This window comes from Nocardia caishijiensis NBRC 108228, assembly GCF_001612825.1.
In the GTDB taxonomy this organism is placed as follows: Bacteria; Actinomycetota; Actinomycetes; order Mycobacteriales; family Mycobacteriaceae; genus Nocardia; species Nocardia caishijiensis.
In genome coordinates, this window is record NZ_BDBE01000029.1 from 84,133 (window position 1) to 104,563 (window position 20,431).

Annotated in this window: 4 protein-coding genes; 3 read left to right on the forward strand and 1 reads right to left on the reverse strand. The window is 65.3% G+C overall.

Features of this window, described 5'->3' with window-relative positions; all coding sequences use genetic code 11:
* Positions 1-1,178: 1,178 nt before the first annotated feature.
* Entirely contained in the window at positions 1,179-2,132 is a 954-nt protein-coding gene (locus tag NC7_RS29060) for a hypothetical protein (RefSeq protein WP_157101951.1), read from the reverse strand.
* Here NC7_RS29060 and NC7_RS29825 point away from each other — a divergent pair.
* The 3 genes from NC7_RS29825 (at position 2,088) to NC7_RS11980 (ending at position 20,421) form a co-directional block, all read left to right on the forward strand.
* Positions 2,088-18,392, forward strand: a complete 16,305-nt coding sequence (locus NC7_RS29825) for a toxin glutamine deamidase domain-containing protein (RefSeq protein ID WP_157101952.1) — start codon at positions 2,088-2,090, stop codon at positions 18,390-18,392. The genes NC7_RS29060 and NC7_RS29825 overlap by 45 nt on opposite strands.
* Positions 18,382-19,332, forward strand: coding sequence for a hypothetical protein (locus NC7_RS11975; protein ID WP_067982081.1), 951 nt, complete (start codon positions 18,382-18,384; stop codon positions 19,330-19,332). Before NC7_RS29825 ends, NC7_RS11975 begins: the two co-directional genes overlap by 11 nt.
* A gap of 153 nt (positions 19,333-19,485) precedes the next feature.
* Positions 19,486-20,421 carry a hypothetical protein gene (locus NC7_RS11980; RefSeq protein WP_067982084.1) on the forward strand — a complete coding sequence of 312 codons (936 nt, stop codon included), beginning with the start codon at positions 19,486-19,488 and terminating at the stop codon, positions 20,419-20,421.
* The last annotated feature ends 10 nt before the right edge of the window (positions 20,422-20,431 follow it).

Sequence of the window (20,431 nt, forward strand, 5' to 3'; positions counted from 1 at the left end):
GCAACGCCGCACCCACCTCATCAGCCGCTGCCACCGAAGGCCCTGCCACCACAGGCGAGCACCGACCGGCCGAGGCGGGCTCCGTTGGTTCGACGTCCGCGGCCGCGACCCTGGACCCCGAACTACTCCAAGCCGACACGGCATCCGCCGCGGAAGCGAGCACCTCCACCGCGACCGGAGCGACCACACCGAGTACCACACCCCCGGTTTCCGCGACTCCCTCCGCCACGGCCGCCGAATCGACGCGGGCGAGCTCTCCCGCAACGTCAGCGCCCGAGGCGCGCACAACCGGCCCTGGGACGCCGAGCCCGGCCACATCGAACGGCTCCGCCCCCAACCGTGGGCGACTTCGGCGCGCACACGCCCATACCGGCCCCGACGACGTTCCGGACCGGACACCGACGGTTGCCGGCGTCTCGGAGTCGGCCAGCGAACAGGTGGCAGAACCACGCGCGGGAACGGGCACGAACACCCCGATCGACGTCACGGTGCAAGCCCGAGCAACGGGAGCGAAACCACCGTCGAACTCGGCCGATCCCGCGCCGCTCGAGCAAACCGAAATTGCCGCCGCGGCCGCCGCCCCCGACGGCGCCGAGAATCACGTCCCGCCTGATGCGGGCACCTCGGCCACGGCTACGACCTCCGAGGACACAGCGCCACCAGTGGCAACGGTCGAACCCGATGACGATGCCGCCGGTCTGACACAACAGGCGAAGCCTGATGATCGTTCGCCGCACGAGGCCGAGCAGGAAGCACTCGGCGGCACTGTAGCCGGGGGCCATCGCAACGCGGATCCGCACGCAGAGCCGGTAGAGACCGCGCCACAACCCACGCGACGCGAGAGTGGTCTGCTGCCCGACACCGCGCGCGCGGCCGAGGTGACCGAACCCAACCTGCGCTCGATCCGATTCGACCTCTCCGAGCAGACCCTGCGCCGTGTCGAATCGACCGCGCGGGAACGCGACCAATTGATGGAAGCGATACGAGCCGAGGCGGCATTTGCCGAGGACGACCCCCGAATCCAACAGGCCGCCGCCAAGATCGCGGCGGCGTCGGTGCTCGCGGGTGCCGACTTTCTCGCCGCGCTCGGCGCGGATCTCGTGACCGAGCGCGTCGCGATGCTGGGTTCCGAGCCGAACCGCATCCTGCTGCTCGCCAACGGCGACATTCCGGACCGCTCACGCATCCAGCAATTGCTCACCACAGCCATGACGAGCAGCCCCGAGTTGACCTCCGCGCTGGCACGGCCCGACACCCGCATCGAAGTTCTTCGTGTCCTGCTGACCGACTCGGTGGCTCATATCCGAGTTCTCAGCACCGAGAGGGCTGCCGAGGTGATGGCATGGATCGAGGCCGGGCGGCTGACGAGTGCCCACTCGGATACCGACCACACCCACGCGATCCAAGATCTGGTCGCCCAACGCGACGCTCTCAACCATGAACGTCATTTGCAGCGGATCAAACGTGACGAGCGCGCCGAACGCTTCGGGCTCGAGGACCCAGCACAAGCACTCAGTGCCCACAATATCGAGACAACCATTCGCCAGTTGACCGATCGGATCGTCGGTGTCGAGCATGTCGCGGCGCGAGGAGACCTCGACGGCTACACCGTCGCCGAGGAGGTCTCCGAGGAGACCTTGATCGATCGGCGCAAGGAGATCGCCAAACTCCAAGCGGCCGCGTGGCGTGTGGTGAAACTGGACTGGGATTGGTCGGCCTACAGTCGGCGAATCATCGAGCTGACCGGCGAGGTGAGTGACACCACGATCTCCCCCACGGTGCTCGCTGAACTTGACGCACTCGCCGTGACACGGGTTGAGACCGCCGTTGCCGCCGAACCCTACCGGGTCATGCGCGACGACCTCACGGCCCGGCTGTCGGAGGACACCCTCGGACCACTGGCGCGTAGTCGCCTGACCGCCCTGCTCGAGGAAGCCACGCGCCAAGTCGAACTGGCCGACAACAGGATCGGTCGCGCCCTCGACCAGATGGCGCTGATGCGCGGCGCGGGCCGCGCGGAGGTGCTCGAACGGGGCGGCCGCATGCTCACCGACCGAGTCGGCTTCATTCCCGGTGCCACCCCACGCTTGATCGTTTTCGCCGCGCGCGAGGCGTCCGACACCCCACCGCACGAGCTCGACAGCGCCCTCGAATCGGCCCTACTCGTGTCACCGACCGCGGTGCGCGCGATCCGGACGCCCGCGGCGCGTATCGAGTTCACGCGCGTGATCGCCGATGACAACGGCGGATGGCGACTTGACAACGCCGGGTCCCCTCGGCGGCTCCTCGCCGAACCACGGCGAACCGGGCTTGCCCAGCACATGCCCGCAACGATCGCCGGTTGGCTCGATGCCACCGGCAACCGTCGATTCGTCGACGAATCCCAGCCGTGGCGAGGGGGTCGCGGTCACGAACCGGAGTGGTTCGGCGACGGCAAGGAACGTGATCCAACCAAGGAACCCCCGAAGGGAATCACCGGCTGGGCAATGGATCCTGTCCAGACCTCGGTTCTCGGCAATCTCGAAACACTTCCCCCGGGACATGTGTTCAAAGAGCTGACGCCTGCCATTCCGACCGCGCCGGATCACTTCGCAGTTCCATTCGAGGTCTACTCGTCACCCATCGACGGCCTGCTCTACAACGCGGCCCGCCTGGTCTTGGAAACTGTCGGTGTGTTCGCGGGAGTTCGGCTCCGCCGCGATCCCCTGAACCCAGCCCGACTGATGGTCACCTACAAATGGCACCCGAAACTCGGTTGGTTCGCGCGCCGGACAAATCCTGACTACCGGCCACTCGTCGATGTTCAGCCGCGTATCCATCAGTGGGACGAGGCCGAGCATGCCGTGGTCATCGATGCGCCGTCTGTCCCGCTGCAAGAGCGGCAACAAGCCGAGCAACAGGCGTGGGCCCAGGTGCAGGATTGGGCCGACACGGAGTACCGTCGATTTCGGGACAACGATCACGATATCGATCGCATCGTCGCCAACCTCGCGGCACGCGACGAAGACTATCGGATCCGGCACGCGGACAAGCTCATCGACAAGATCCGGAGCACTGTTTCGCGGCTCAACGATGAATTCGGTCCCGCGAATGACAGAGTTCTCGCGAAACTCACCGACTGGGTGGCCGGCCAACTTCACGAAGATTTCCGAGCGCAAGCGCCGAATATCATCGACGCGATCGTCTATCGCGAGATGGACGTCGTCGGCACGGTTGCCGATCGCCTCGCCGGGTCGACCTTCACACACAGCGAAATCGGCCAGATCAAGAACCACCTGATGCGCGACCGGCATCTGGTTATCGACCGGCGCACCGGAGATCCGGTACGCCAACGAATGGATGCTGTCGCCGACATCGCGGAAGCGTGGATCCGGCTCACCTACGGCGAGCCGATGGACGCGGACATCCTGCTGCTACAGAACAGCTTGGCAGGTAGCCGCTATCTCGCCGAGAACGCGGACACGCTCTGGCGCGAGGCCGATCGATACGCGATCGGCCTCGGCCTCGACTGGAACAGCCACCGCCCGCCTGCCGCGGCGTGGCGCATCGACATCAAGTATGCGCCCCAGCCGCTGGAACCAGAACCCGCACCGCTACCCCCCACGCGCGACCGAAAACCGGAAAGTTCGCGAACTCCGGCTGCCACGCCGGAGCCGACCGCGATCTATGACAACGGGCCGAGTCCGGCCACGCCGCTGTCCGATCTCCTGGCGAGGGCCGAAGCGGCCGAAGCCACACAACGTCGGGCCGCCCGCCGAATCGCCGAGATCGCGGCAGCGGTAACCGGTTCTGCGCCAACGATTCCAGGCCCGCGAGCTCTCGGTCACGCGGTCATCGTCCACATCGATGCCGAGCTGACGCGCCCAGCGCCGGAGCTGACCACGATACCGACCGACCCGGATCACAGCGTGCGCATCGTCTGGGAACGCCTGGCACGCGATCAACGGCACGAGCGACTGACAGAATTCCGTGCCGACGTCGAGCGACAACTCACCCGCTACCTGGACGCGCACGCCGAGGAACGCGAGCTTCGCAGTGAGCTGCGCGACGCCGCCGCCGCCGAGGCACTCCGGGCGGCGGGCGCGCGAACGGTGGCTGACCGGATCGGCATCCTCGATGGTGACGTACCTCGCGCTCTCGTCCTGACCACCAACTCGGATACCGAGCCACTCTTCGATGACAAGAACTGGCGGGAATTGACAGCGGCGGGCACCGAGATCAGTTTCCAGCGCGTGGTGCTCGACGACGCGGGACAACCTCATCTGGTCGATTGGCGGGCACCATCTGGCGACGGGCAATATCGCACCGCCAACGACCGTCTCGACGCCATCGAACTCAACGCCGCACGCCGAATCGACGAGGTCATGCGCACCGCGATACCTCCGAACACACCCTTCGTCAACGAACCCGCGTTCGCGGATCGAATCGACGAAACGCACCGGCAGGTACTCGCACACATCGCGACGGCGCGTGCGACGGCGGTGTCCGAGATAGCGGAAGTAGGCGCAGCGCAATCCGGTTCGCGCTTCGCCCTCGAACTCGCTGACGCCATCGCTGAATTCACGTCAACGGTCGAACAGCAGCAGCAAGCCAACGAGGTCTCTCGTGCGCCGAACGCGACCTGGACCTACGGCACTCCTCGTCCGCACGCGACCACGCCCCAGGTCGCCGCGAATATCGCCGACCTGACCGCTCGCGCCGAGGCGGCGATGCGGCGGGCGATGTCGGCCGCCGACGCGCTGACCGCGATCCGCCGCACGCTCGACGGCGGGGCACGCCCGGTCGGGCCACGAATCACTCACGCCCACATCGATCAGCACATCGAAGCCGCGATCGCCTCAGCGCGGGAGGCCGTCGGACGCGACGGTATGTCGCAGACCGACCGAATCGCCCGGTACCAGGAAATCCGTGCGCTCAACGCACTGAGAAACGCAGCGGCAGAGCATTTCTCGAGGTATCGCGCCGCACGCACGGACGCGCGACAGTTGTCGGACGCGGCCACCGAGCTTGCGATCGCCGATGTCCTTGCCGCGGCAGGCATCAGTCAGGCCCACCAGGGCGTCGGTATGCTGCCGGGGGAATCCGGTCGCGTGCTGGTCGCCTTCGCGGGGGCCGATCCGCATCTGAGCGCTCTGTCGGAAAAGGACCACTGGCACCGACTCGCACGTGGTGAACAGGTCCTCTTCCACCGGGTATTCGTCGACGAACACGGTCGCGTCCACGTCGCCGATGCCGATTTGCGAACCAACGCGCACGATGACGGCCTCGATAACCGCAGCGCGCACGCGAAGGCCGGTACTCCGCATTCGCAGCACCCCACTTCGGGCATCGCTGAGACGCCGACGACAGCTACCACCATCGCGGCTCCCGCCTTCGACATCATTCGCTCGGTGACCGCGCACGGAGCAGCGCTCGAGCTCCGTACCCGCCTGCACATCGACCACGATCCGGCGACGAGTCCCGATGCGCGACGAATCCAGGCGATCGTCGACACCGCGTACCGCGAGATCTTCGGGAACGGCACCTGGTACTCGCCCCGAACCGGTGAGCCGATTCGGTTCAGCCTCGACTTTGTCGAGGACCTCGAGGTCGCGCATCTGCGCTCCGGGTGTCTCGATACGACGCTCGACATCGACGCCGCTGGGCATCGCCTCGCACTCGACCTGCGTGCACATCTCGGCCTCGCACCGACAAATGCCACGGACACGGACTCGATTGTCGATGAGAACGACCTGCTGCTCGTCACCAGAGAAGCCCGGCTGGGCGGACTCCGGCTGACAGTTCCCGATATCGAAACCGCGTACGCGGTGGCGGGTGGCAGGTCTGAGCTGGTGCCACTCGAAAACCATGACCTCCAGGTCGCGCTGGAACACGCTGCCCGACTTCCCTCGGGGGAATTCGTCCGAGGGTTCGACCCACGGACGAGCCCGGTCGCGAACCTCATCAACCCCGGCGGCTATCGCGCGCCCGGCCGCGGCTACAACTGCTGGGTTGTCGCCGTGGCAGGATTGTTGACCTTCCTCGGTGACCCCCAGGTCGCCCGGCCGGTACGCGGGACCGAGGGGGTGGGGAGCGCGAGGGACGTGGCCGACTGGCTGCACGCCGGTCTCGTATCCTGGAACACCGAAGCCGATGTCCGGTCGCGGTTCGACAATGTGCACAGCTATATCGCCGGTCTGGGACCGGGGGCCGTCGCCACCGTACACATCGATTACCAGGAATCGGATGCGAACGGTGACCTGCTCTACGACGCTGATGGCACACCGGTCGTCAGCAATCACGCGCTCCTCATCGTCTTTCCGCTCGACGCGGCCCATCCAGTGTGGTGGTGCCCGCAGGCGCAGGAGGTCTGGGACAGCCCCCCGGCCGACTACATCACGCCCGCGAGCCGCCTTCTCGCCATTCCGATACGACCCGACGGGACGCCTGCCCTTGACTACACCGATCCAGACTCCGGAAGAAGCCCAGCAATACATCACCCGAGCACTGGGGCTGACCTGCGGTCTGCGGATCATCCCGTTCGAGTACGGCTGGATAGCGACAGTGATCGTGCCGGAACCCGAGGACCCACTCGATACGCCGACCGGAACGCCGCGGTTCGTTCTGAACTCCAGCACCGGCGTGATAATCAGCTGCCCGAGCTTCCCGATTCGCTCGGTGATCGACAAGTACGTCGAGGCGATGACCACCGGGTCGCCGCTGCCGGGCGCCCAGCTCTATCCACCTCGCACCCGGATCCACATGGAACTGACGTCCAACGAGATCATGCACGTTCGCTACCTGATCCGTCCGCAACCCCTTCCCGAGGGGAAAACGCCCGCCGCGGGGTATCTCCTGACGATCGACAAGCTGGAGTTGGACTACAATCCCACCTCCTATCTCGACACTCAGGCCGCGCACTGGATCCTGGAGCAACGAACCCGTACAGGGGACTGGCCGACGACGGGCACACTCGAGGTCTAGACAGCGCCGACGCGCAGACGACTCCCCCGGCAGCTATCTCAGGGCTCGAGAACCCACCGCGCACAGGCACATCGGAGGCGCCACCCAGCCAGACCGGCGGTGCGGTCCGACCGCGCGATCTCTTCGATTCGAACGCCCAGGACGCGTGGGCCGAGGCCGCCTACGACCACTTCCGGACCACCGACAACGACGTCACTGCGATGGCCGAGTACTTCGCGAGGCAGGTTCTCGACACCGCGGACTCGGCCGGTTACAGCCGGGCCGACCTGCGACGGGTGAAGAACCACCTGTTCCGAGACGAGCACCCGCTCAATGTCTACGACGAAGACGGCGTCGTGATCGGTTTGGCGAACCGCCGATACGAGGCCAGCGCCGATATCGCCGAAGCGTGGATGCGACTATCGAACGGCACACCGCTGCCGGAAGACCTGATCCTGCTCGACCACGAACTCGCCGAGATGGCGTACTACACGAAATTCCCGGGTGCGTCCTACCGCGAGGCTCACCACGCGGCCGATCAGATCGCGAACTGGGAAAAGCTCTGGCAGACGAGGCCCCCGGTTCGGACCGGCGAAAACTTCGAAGAATGGATACGAGTTCATGGCGATCAACTTGCTGTTTCGGCTGAAATCGGAGACCGCGCAGGAGGTGACCTACCGGTTCGGGCAGCCCGACAAGATGGATCGCGAACTCACGATCAACAAGGCGGACTACTCGGTGACAGTGGCGGACGGGATAACCGACCGCTTGGCGGTGATCACCGCGGGCAAGGCGATGACCCGGCATCGAACGGACGGGGTCTGGGTGAAGTCGGGAAGCCTGCAAGCCTAGGCCAGCCTCCGGTCCGGCACGAGCCGTCCAATCCACAAGTCCAGCAAGAGCTTCGACGCCTCGCGCGAGAGTCCACACTAGCCGCGACCAAGCACTACGACGCGGCCAGAGAGCTCCGAACGGTCGCCACGAGCCTCGGCCTGGATCCTGGCCGACGCGGACCGCGCACACTGTTCGACGCCGTCGACGCCGCGATTCGGGCGCGGACGGCCGCCGTGGAAGCCGTCTACGCGGCTCGTCCGAACACTGCCGACGATCTGGTCCGTCATCTACCCGACCGCTATCGCGTCGAGCAGGAATCGGAATTCCTGGCCGCCACCCGCGCAGTAGCGCAGCAGCAGCTCACCCGGTACCTCGACGCGATCGCGACGGAACGCGAACTGCGCGCGGCAGCGCTGCGGGTGGCGATCACCGACGTACTCGCGACGCGAGGTGCTGTCGAGCGGACCGAAGGGCTCGGCGTTGTGTCCGGGCATCCGCTCCGCGCCCTGGCGATCTCGGGCACCGACCCCACCGCGCTCACCGACAACGTCACGATGGACAAGTTCCGCGACAGCGGGATCAGCATCGAATACCACCGAGTGGTGATCGACGACCAGGGCGCCGCATTCTTGTTCGACCTCGGTGTCGCACAGCATGATCGGTCGACGAACGTCGCTGCGCTCGGGTCCCGTTATCGAGCGGGAGCCGGACGAATCGCCGAGACGAACCACTCCGCCGTCGCCCGTGTAGAGCACAGGTTCGCGACCGCGATCGATCGGGCCGCACGAACAGACACCGGGCGACGACCCGAACAAGAAACCGTCACCGTCGATCCGCCGACGAGAAGTCCCGACGGCGAGCTCGTCCACCTCGCGCCAGCCGACTTGATCGCCCACCGAGCGACCACACCGCTCGCGTCGCCGCCTGACCGCGCCACCGCGACGATGCCCGCGTCCGACATGCTTGCCGCCGAGCTGCGAACCGCCATCGATCGTCGCGCGTCGGCAACCGACCGGTTGCGGGCGTTGGCAGCCGAGCTCGGTCTCGATGTACGGGATCGTGGACCGCACCAGGTGTGGGAATCCATCACCCGCGCCGATGCGCTCGCCCCTCATCATGCGACCGCGGGTCGACGACTCCACGACTATCAGCTGGCCGACGCCGCGGTCAGCGCCGCCCGCGAGCAACTCCACGCGCGAGCGGTCGCCGATGCGCTGGCAGCAGCGGGCGCGACAACGGTGCGGCCGGGCATCGGCGCCGACGCGCACATCCTGGTGGCGACAACGGACCCGGACCCCTATACACGGACACTCACACCCAACGCGCACCGTCGACTCCACAACACCGAGGGCCACGTCGCGATCCAGCGTGTATTCGTCAGCGAGGGTGGCAACGTGCACCTGGCCGACCTCGCCCTGCACCGCGACGACCTCGCCCCAAGAGTGGCTACCGAACACGGCTCGACCCACACCACCATCGGCACCGATACGCTCATCCGCCGAGTCGCCACAAATCTTCGCAACCTCGGTCACCACGACGTCGTGGTTCACGGCAACGAATCCGGGCTACCTGTCGATGCCATGGGCAATCCAGTCGATCCACAGCTGATCATCGGGGCCGTCCGGGCGAATCCGAACTACCAGCCAGGTACCCCGATCCGACTGGTCTCCTGTCACAGCGGTAGTGATTCCAGCTGGGCACAGCAGCTCGCCGACGCCCTGGACGTCGAGGTCCACGCACCCACCGACATCGTCGGGGTCCGCAACCAACCGGGTTCCGCTGCGATCGTCCACAACGACGGTCACTGGCGCACCTTCGAACCCTCATCGGAGGCCCAGCGATCCTCGGTCACACCGGCCACGGGTGAACTCGCCGACCACCGAACCAGCCGAATCCACACCCCCGCAGCTGATTACCTGAGCTCGAACACACCGACCCCGACGCCCGGCTTCGATATCACCCGACAACCGGACGGGACGATTACCAGGATCTCGATACGAATACACCTGCGACCCGAAACGGGCGTCTCGACAGCCGAACTCGCAGACATTCGCAACCTGACCCACCAAGCGATCGCCGAAATATGCGGTATCGCGGCACTTGCCGATCAGGATCACCTCGGCGGCCCGACCGCGCCGCTACTTCTGCCCGATGGTTCCGAACTCCAGATCGATGCGGAGTTCGTCGACCGGCCGGACGCCGCCCACCTCCGGGTACCGATCACTCGCGTCCGAGGGCTCATCCCCCATGGCATCCCATCGGATGCCACCCCTCGAGAAGTCGCCGTGTACCTCCGCGACCACTTCGGTCTGCAGCCGCACAACAACACCCCCGACAAGGGGATGCGACTCGACGGAATGGAACTCTACGAATTTCGGGACGAAATCGCTCACCAAATCGTCGCAGCTGGTACCCGCTCGCCACTACCGTCCATCGCCGAAGCACGCGCACGTGCCTTCCATCCACCAGTATCTCTCGAACACCAGCACTACCAGGAGGAACTGCGCGCCTCTGCCTTGGACGGCGACCGATATGTCCGTGGCTTCGATCCCCGCACCCACCCCGCCGCCCGGCTGATCAACCCCGGCGGGCTGGTGACGCCGAGCCGCACCGCGAACTGCTGGGAAGCCACGGTCGCCGCGATCATGACCTTCTACGGGGCTCCCACCGTCGCTCGCGCCGCGCAGGAGATCAACCTGCCCGGGCGGCTCCCGGAGTATCGGGGCATCGGCGACCTCGACGCGGTGCGACGGTGGCTCGGAGCAGCGTCGGTCGACTTCGCTCCCGTCGGGCACGACGCGCGTTCGTCTGCCGACCGGCTACACGCTCTGGTTGCCGAACTCGGTCCAGGCTCATCAGCATTCGTCGGACTCAGCTGGCCAGGGGGCGGGCGGCATATGCTGACCATCGTCTACCCCGACGGCGCGGCCTGCCCAGTGTGGTGGGACGCGCAGTCCCAGGAAACATGGGATGCACCGCCTCGACATATCCGAGAACTGACCGCACTGACCGCAATCCCGCTACGAGCCGATGGGAGCCCTTTCCGTGCCGCTGCCGATCACGAACAAAGCGCAAGCCAGGGAATACCTCGCGAAGAACCTCCAATGGGAATTCCCGGAAACGGCGATAGTCCAGGAATTCGCCGAAGGGTGGGTGATTCAACGAATCCCGCAGGACCGCGAGAGCCCTACTGGTCTGCCGATCATGATCCTGACAGCCGAGACCGGAGTGATCTACCTGTTTCCGAGCTGGTCGCCGAGTATGGCGATCGAGCGGTATCAGACGGCGATACGGAACGGAGAACAACCTGGTCCCCAGATCTTCCCCTTTCGGACCCGCATGCACCTGAGGCTCACCCGCGACGAGGGAGACCGGGTCTGGTACCGGGTGCGCTTGGAGTCACTGACCCGACCCGGCAAGACCGAACCGGACTCCGACCTGATCATCTACACGAGGAGCTTCGTCTACGCCCCGTCGAGCAGCCCCTACGACCGAGCGGCGGCCCACGTTCGGAATCGGTTCGAGACTCAGGGCACTTGGCCTCGCGAGCTGACAACCGACTATTAGCGGACTCCGCACGACCTACGGATGAGGGCCATATCTCGGATGTCACTTCCGATCCTTTCCGAAGCACAAGCCAGGTAGTACCTCGCGACCACACTCCTCCTGCGCCAGGACTTCACGCTGATGGCGTTCGACAAGGGCTGGGCAGCGACCGCGCCCCCGAAGTTTTTCGACATTCGGACACTCACGCTCAACGCCCCGAGTTGGGCGGCCAGAACAGTGGCAGCCAACCACACCCGCGCGCGGCGGGAAGCGACACCGCTGCCCGGCAGGCAGATCCATCCTCCGCTGACCCGATTGCGTCGGAGGCGGACCGAGAATACGCCGACCAGCGCCCACTATCTCATCACCGTCGAATCGCTGACCAGCCAGACCCCACTCGAACAGATCCTCCTGACGCTCGACACAATGACCAACACCCACCAGCCGACCGATCCGATGAGCAGCCGCGCGGCCGTCTGGATTCGCGCGACAGCGACAACCGGCGAGTGGCCGAGCCAGGGCGAGTTGAGCTATTAACCGGCACCGATCACGACACGGCGAACGGCCAGGCCCCGGCAACTTCCCGCGATCCTGCCGAGCTGTTCGATCCAACCGTCGGTGGCCGGCGAGCCGCGCTGGCGCTGGCGTACGCACGAGCCGTCACCGGGAACACTGCCATCCAGATTCCCGATTCGGTCGGCTCGCAGGGAATGACTTTCGACGAATTCACCGCCGCGGCAGGCGCTTCCCAGGGCCCCCGGGGAGGTCCTGGCCGCATAGTGGGCACACTCGCCGATCTGATCGCCGGACTGAAGCAGGTCGGGGATCGCAGTTGCGCGGTCTTCTACCAGTTGGACGACTCGCTCACCCCCTTGGGCTTGTGGCGTGATCCCGCTGTTCAGCAGGCCTTGCAGGCCCACTATCGGGATGCGCTGAATGCGCATGCCGGTGTCGCGGTCCACCGGGACGGGCAGATCAGCTTCTACGACCCCGCGACGCACACGATCAGTCCCGAAGCACCGCTCCTACCGATGGCTCAACCCCGGTACGGCGCGGTGTTCTTCGACTCGAGCGGCACGGCGCCCGCCGATCCGGGGAACACCCGAGCGGTGGACGAAGGGACCGAACCTGGGAAACATCAGGTACCCGGACACCCGCCGACTCCCCACGACGGCCCTGCGGCCGGTGGCCGCCGGGTCGCGCTGGCACTGAGTTACCTCCGGGACAGCACCGCTAGTAGGTTCATCGAACCGGGCGGCCGGGGCCGGTATTCGATGAGTGACCTGTTGTCGCTCACCGGGCACCGATACTGGACGACCTTCTCCGACCCCGGCTGGATCGCTGGTCACCTCGAATCGCACGGCCCGGGCAGCACCGCATTCATCGTCGAGCGATCCAACCCAGACGACCCAGAGCACGACCTGAACAATCGCTGCGCTGTCCTGACCAACCGTGGCGGGGGACTCATCACGGTCTATGACCCGGCCCTGAACACCTCACAGGAGTATCGCCCGGGCGACCGCACCATCCGGCCGACGCAGGTTCTCTTCCACGATATCGACGGTCACCCCATCGAGCCCGACACCGTGGTGGGCGAAAGCAAGCTGACAGACCAGCATCTCGCGACTTCCCCACGCCCGGACGAAGCGCGAAAACCCTTTCCGATCGGGCGACACACCGTTCGTCGTGAGTCGGTCAAAGACAGCCTGATCGCACTGCTCGAGCGCCGCGGCGAGCTCGAAACCGCGCTGCGGGACAACACCTTCACCCCGGCGATCCGAGACAAGATCAACAAAATCGACGCATCGATCGAGCGCCTGCCCAAGCGCACCGGACCGGTCCATCGGTTGGCCAGGATGGCGTGGACCGAAGTCAACCGCTACCAGACAGGCGGCTTCGTTCAAGAACCCGGATACGTGCTCGCCACGACGAAGAATTTCGAACCGAATCGCTCGGATATCAATGTGCATTTTACGATCACCGCCAGATCTGCCAGAGCATTCGGCGATCCCGCTCATCTGTACCGACGCTGGAACGGCACTCCGTTCGATCGCCACGAAGACATCGTTTTCGAGCGCGGTACGTCCTTTTCCGTGACCAACCGCGTACTCGATCCCCGAACCGGAATCCTGCACATCGACCTGGTCGAACTGGCGGTGGCGGATTCGGCCAAACCCAGCCGCCGTCAGCTCGCCAGCGACTACACCGAGCCGGACGCGAACCACCGCGCTGTCCTCGCGATCAACCACATCCGGGCCATGACCGGGAGCAGCTTCATCCAGCCGCAACCGGTGGACCGCAACCACATCAGCCCGGATCAGGTCGATGCCGCCTTCGGGCGCAGGCCGACGACTTTTCGCGACCCGGCGTGGATCGAGGCCTACCTGCGCGGCCACGGTCACGGCAGCATGGCCATGGTCTGCGTTCAGGACGGTGGGCTCTCGAGGAGAAATGACGCGAGAAGTCGCGCCTACAACGACCAATTGATCGACAACGCCGTCAACAGCGCGACCTATGTCCTCACCAACGACCACGGCGAGATTTCTCTCTACGATCCGGCTACACGGGCGACCGAGAAGTTCTCGGATTCACCGCACTACCGAAAGATCAGTCGCGATCACGCAACCGGTTTCCTCACATACTTTGTCGATCCGACCGGTTTGCCGGTCGCCCCGACCGAGCCCGGACGTACCGTCGTGGACGACAACGATGAGTTTCAGAAACTCTCGCAGAGATCCGCCGGTATCTATCGCGGCCGGGTGAGCCCACAGCCGATTTCGTTGACATCCGCCGATCGTGCCGCGCTGCGCAACTACAATGAGAATCTCGACGCGATCAATGAAGATCTGCGCACCGGCGGTGGGCTGCGATGGACGGCCAGCGAACAGTTCCACCGAACGCTGGCCAAGTTTCCCGATTACCGGGCCGTCGCATACCGCGTCGAGACCCTGCCGATCGGCACGCTGCTCACCGACTACACGCCAGGGTCTGTCGTCCGGGACTCGGGTCATGCGGTCGCTTCCAAAAAGCGCCCGCAGGCCGTCGCCGGAGACGTCGAGTTCACCATCCTGTCCTCGACCGGAAAAGACGTCGGCCACTACTTCAGCCGACACCAGAACTCCATCGTGTTCGGACTCGGCACCGAATTCCGGGTGATCTCCCGACATCTCGATCCCGATACCGGGGTGATGGAAGTCGCGCTCATGGAGACCAGCGACCTCCACCGGGCCCTCGATGTGGCCGACGCCGCCCTCACCACGTCGTCGGCCCCCGCACCACCATCTGTTGTCGCGGTCACCGACAGCCCGAGTCCTGTTCCACAGCTACCGGTCGACATACACCGGGTGGCCGCGCACGGAATGACACTCGAGGAAATCACCGCGACCGTCGGGCGCCCCGCGACCCCGTTCAGCAACTCGAACTGGATCGCCCGTTACCTCGACAACCACGGCCCGGGCAGCTCCGCGATCGTCAGCGTCGAGAATCAGAACACCTCTGTGGCTCGTCGACGCCTCGCCACCACCGGCCACGAAAGCCGTCAGGACGCGGTTCGTTCCGAGTCTTTTCTGCTGACGAACCAGGGTGGCCGAATCTCCGTCTACGACCCGACGACCCGAACCAGCACCGACCTGTCCGACGAAAGTTCGCACAGGCTCGACGGACACAACAGGCTCCACACGTTCTTCTTCGATCCGTCCGGCGCGCCGATGGTGCCGACAGAATCAGGTCCGACAGCGATAGCCGATACCAGCGACTTCCGTCGCCATGCGGAAACTGTCCAGAATTGGTATCGACGGAATATCAGTCCCCGCTCACTTTATATGTCGATGCAGGAGAAGCGTGGGCTGCGCAGATTCGTTGCGGGGACGCACACCCCCAACGATCTGGTCGATTTCACGAACGCGCTGACAACTCTGCCCGTTTACCGAGGTCTCGTGTACCGAGTCGACTCGCTTCCCCTGGAAACCATCATCAACGATTATCGGCCGGGCAGTTTCGTCAGCGACTGGGACATTCGCGTGGCGTCGAAGAGCCCAGCCGCTGCGGACGCGGGTCAAGTGGCATTCCGGATCATGTCGAGCAGCGGGAAAGACGTCAGCGCCTATGCCCGCAAGCACGGCGAACCGGTGGTGATCTTGCAAGCCGCTGCGAGATACCAAGTGATCTCGCGGCATCTGAATGCCGAAACCGGGGTGATGGAGATCACCTTGCTGGACGCGGCATTGGTCACGACCGAGACCGACCCGACCGACGCAGCACCCTTGACCGGACCACCCGAGCGCAACGAGCAGGTGGCCGATCAGGACGACGTTCCACGAGTAGCCGCCACGCCGTACGCCGCCGAACCCGCGACCGCGGTCCGGTCCGGTACGACCACCCATGTCGAGCAGAACGACTTCGCCACACCACCGCTCACCGACATCGCCGCGACCCGCGAGTTCGGGCCGGGGCGAATAGCCCCGTTGGAAACGCAGGCATATCAGGACGACGTGGAACGGGCAGCGGGAGGCAGAGCCGGATTCGATCCGCGGACCGATCCTGTGCCGATCAACGACGGCGGCATGTCCGTGCCGGGGCGCTTCACCAACTGCGTCGAATGTGTGATGGCGGGTTTGTCGTCGTTCTTCGGGCGGCCGACGGTCGCTTTCCCCCGCGAAAGCCAGCTCCTTTCCAACGGCACCATGGGCTACGCCAGCGGGGAGAGCCCCCGCCGCGTCGCACAGTGGCTCGGCGCGGATCTGCTGCAGTTCGACCCAGCGCTCGATGTCACCGAGCACTACCGCCAATTGCACGATCTGATCGCCGAACTCGGGCCAGGCTCCGCCGCCTTCGTCGCCACCCGCTGGCAGCGGGTCGACGAGGCCGGACAACGAGTGTTCCGACCCGACGGCAGCCGAGTTCTCAAAGGCGGTCACGCCAGCGCGGTCGTCTTCCCACTCGACGCCGACGGTCCGGTGTGGTGGGATCCGCAGTCGAGCACTACCGACGACAGCCCATCGGCGAAATTCCTCTCCGACGCGGGCCAATTGCGAGTCATCGTCCTGCGACCCGATGGGAGCGTCTACCGTGCCGGAACCGATCCGAACCAGGGCCGAAGCCGAGACCTACCTGACAACGGCGCTTGGCCACGACCGGAAATGGCAACTCGTCCCCACGGAGTTCGGCTGGATCGTCTCAGCGGAACCGACGGACCAGGAGCTCGCGGACGAGGAGTACCTGAGCCTGCCGATGCTGGTGCTCGACAGCCGGACTCGGCAGATCCTCCAATTTCCGAGTTGGTCGGAGCGAGCGGTGGCCGACAGCTACCGGGAATCGATCAGATCGGGCACACCGCCCGGGGTACAGATCTACCCGCACCGCGTCCGGCTGCGGTTGACGCTGCGGCGACACGATCCGGCCGAGCTGGAATACCTGATCCGGGTCGAGTCCCTGGAGTCACCGAACACGCCGGTGACGGAGTACTCGATGCTGATCGACCGGCGCACCGGTCATCACCGGCCGACACGCGAGGAGTCGGCACACGCGGCGGCGTGGATACGCATGCGGAACCACCGCGAGAGCAGGTGGCCGACCGACGGGACAGTCGTGTACTGAGTCCCCTTGCCGCAGAGGTCCACGCGCAGTTCGGATTCGACACCGAAGCCGGTGTCGCGCACCATGCCCACGACCCCGCGATGGCCGATCTCGCGGACCGGGTACGCCGCGACGACCGGTATTTCACCGCCGACGTCCACCTCGACGACACCGGCGCGGCGGTCATCGGCGGGCGGCGCTTCAGCCCGGAAGAGTACGGCGACCTGCTCAGCCAGCACACGCGGTGGGACGGACGGACACCCGTCCGCCTCATCGGCTGCGACGCCGCCTCCGTCCCCTTCGCCGCCCGCCTCGCGGCACATCTGGGCACCGACGTCCTGGCACCGACAGCCCGCGCCTGGACCGACGAACACGGCCGCGTCTACACCAGCGGCTTCGAGATCGACGCCACCGGCAACCGCCGCCCGCGCATCCCACCCGATGGGCAGTGGATAACCCACCACCCCGACGGCACGACCACACTCACCACCACGGACGGCTTCGCTCCCGGAACCCCGACGACGGACCGCTCGTCACTCGACCCGAACACTGCTCGTGAGCGCGGTTGGCGCGACCGTTTCCGCAGCCGACCCCGGCCGGAACAGAGCGCCGTAACCGAACCCTCGGCAACGGATCCCCACCTACCGACCACGATCGACCTGGCGGGCGGATCACCCGCGCGCCCGGCGCCCGATGCGAGCGCCGCGCCGCCGCTCGCCGAGTCGACGAACACGACGGAGCAACCGCCGGTCGATGTGCCGTTCACCCTGTCGGCACCGGCTGTCGCAGAACCTGCGAAGCCTTACATCGCACCCGACCTCTCCTCGATGCCGCCCCTCCGGGACTTCATCGAGGGATCGAGCGACGACCAGCTCATGAGCATCCTTTCCACCATGAACGGCCGGTACGGACCGTTCGATGTTCGGATCGACCACGCCGAATACGATGACGTCGACAAGTTCCATGATCGGGAGGCGCAGTTCAGTGTGAAGGCCACGGTGCACGATCCCGAATCCGGAAACATCGGCAAGATCGAGTACTTCATCTATCTCAATGACGACGGTGCACTCGTTCTCTTCCACCAACTGATCAAGCTCGACAAATCCGCCCAAGGGCAGGGGTTCGCAGTCCACTACACCCTCGCTATGAACGAGTACTACGGGCGCTCCGACCTGGACGTAATCGAGATCAAGGCCGGGCTGAGCGGCGGTGGCTACGCATGGGCACGGCGAGATTTCCTGTTCGATCCGTCACCGAGCAAGCTGGAGAGTTCGGTCCAGAACATCATCAAGAGAATCCGCACCGAGCGCCCGAAATGCTCCCCTGCGGAGCAGGTGGTCCTGGACGAGCTCTCGCAACGGCTGTCCGGCGCAATCGAGCATTACCCCAAGCCCAGGGAGATCGCCGATCTGGCAGGCGACGACGGAACGCTTGGAAAACGAATCCTCCGAGGCTCCGAGTGGTGGGGCAGGATCGAGTTGAACCATGGACTCTGACGACCTGAGATTCATCACCCAGCGCGACCAGGCGATGTCGGAGCATCTCGCGGACTTCGTCGAACGACACGGTTTGAGCTCGGACCGCTCGCAGTGGCCGGAAGATCTCGAAGCGGAGTTCTTCGTCCAGCGGACGGAGCTGGAATCCACCTGGTACCGGAAGGCCGACATACGCGCCGAGCGGCGTCGAGCCTTCACCGAACCTCCCCGTGTCGCCCCAGTCTTCGACGGGCGCGAAGAGAGTGGCCGTCCATCGCACCGACGTCCGCTGGCGAAGAAGCTGCAGCAGCCGCTCCTGAACTACCTGGAATCCGCTCCGATCATCTGGTCGGAACCCGGGTTCGGTGAGGACGAATTCGCGCCGGGCGAATTCGACGTACCGCTGAACTACCGCACCGATGGAGCCTGGATCTGGGCCGACGCCGTCCCCCACTACTTTCGCAAGCACGGCTTCCCACCGGCCCGCGAACTCAAGCGTCACATCATCGACAACGAGTTTCCATCCATCACCGTCGACGACGAAAGACGTTCGCACGCCAGGGAAGTCGTCGCGAACCTTCGGACATCAGAAGTCGGTGTTCCGCGTCTGGCACACGTCTACGACGGCCGTGACGCCGACGGCAGACCTGTCGCCGACCGGCCACCCGTTCCCAACGAGATCCTCACACCCCTGCTGACCTACCTCGAATCAGCCCCGATCATTCTGTCTGCCCGAGGTTTCGACGCCGACGAATTCGCCCCTGGCGACCACGATGTCCCCTTGAATTTCCATACCGACGGCACCTGGATCTGGGCCGGGGCCGTCCCGCACTACCTGCGCAAACACGGGATCCCCCCGGAACTCGCGCTGATCCGGCACGTCATCGACCACGGATTCCGAGTCGCTGAGGTCGATGACGAGACCACACAGCGTGCCCTCGCGGTGATCACCGGTCCATGAACTTCCCACAGCCGCATCGCTATCAGGGTTTGCCAGGCCGCTCTGTGGCGAACTGATTGATGGCATGAGCGGCCGTGGGACGGCGGGGCTCTAAGAAAGCGAATACGAGACTCCAGATGGTGGGCAGAATCGAGCTGAATAGTGCAACCTGAGATGCAAGATTTCCTGAAGGAACGCAACCAGGCGAGCGGAAGCCGCTTGTTCTCGTTCATTCGCGAGCGGCACTTGTCACCGAGCATGGACGACTGGCCGCCGGGGGTCGAAGAGGAATACAACATCCAGGCCCGCGCAGAGGAAGCCGAATGGCAGCGGAAGGGCAGCGAACTCAGCAAAATCTTGGAACCGCTGCGCGGCCTCCCCCGCATCATCCCGGTTGTCGACGGATACGATGAAGGTGGCCGACCACTCGACCGCAAGCCGCTGCTGCCCAAAGCGCGGCAACCCATGCTCGACTACCTCGAATCCGCGCCCATCATCTGGTCAGAACCAGGATTCGACAAAGACGAGTTCATCCCGGGCGAATTCGATGTCCCTCGTAACTACCGCACCGACGGAACCTTCATCTGGTCCGGCGCTGTGCCGCACTATCTGGGCAAGCATAATTTCCGGCCGCATCGCTGGCTGGTCCGTCACGTGTTCGAGAACGACTTCCCAACCATCGACGTCGACAATGAACGCCTACGCCGCGCCGAAGCGGTAATCACCGGCGTCCCCGCATCGGACATCCTGCGACTCGCCAGGGTGTACGACGGTCGAGACGCTGAAGGCCAGCCCATCTTCGACCGCCTGATGCCGATCTCGGATACCTTCCGCACCACCCTGCTCGACTACCTCGAATCAGCCCCCATCGTCCTGGCCGCGCGAGGCTTCGACGAGGACGAACTCACGCCGGGCACCCACGATGTACCACTCACCTTCCACACAGACGGCAGGTGGATCTGGTCAGGCGCTGTAGCCCATTACCTCCGCAAGCACGGAATCCCGCCCGAAGAAGATCTCGCCCACCACATAGTTCACAACGAATACCGCCTTCCGGAGATCTCCGACGCGGACAAACAACGCGCCGTCGCGGTGATCACCGGGCCATGAAATTCCCACG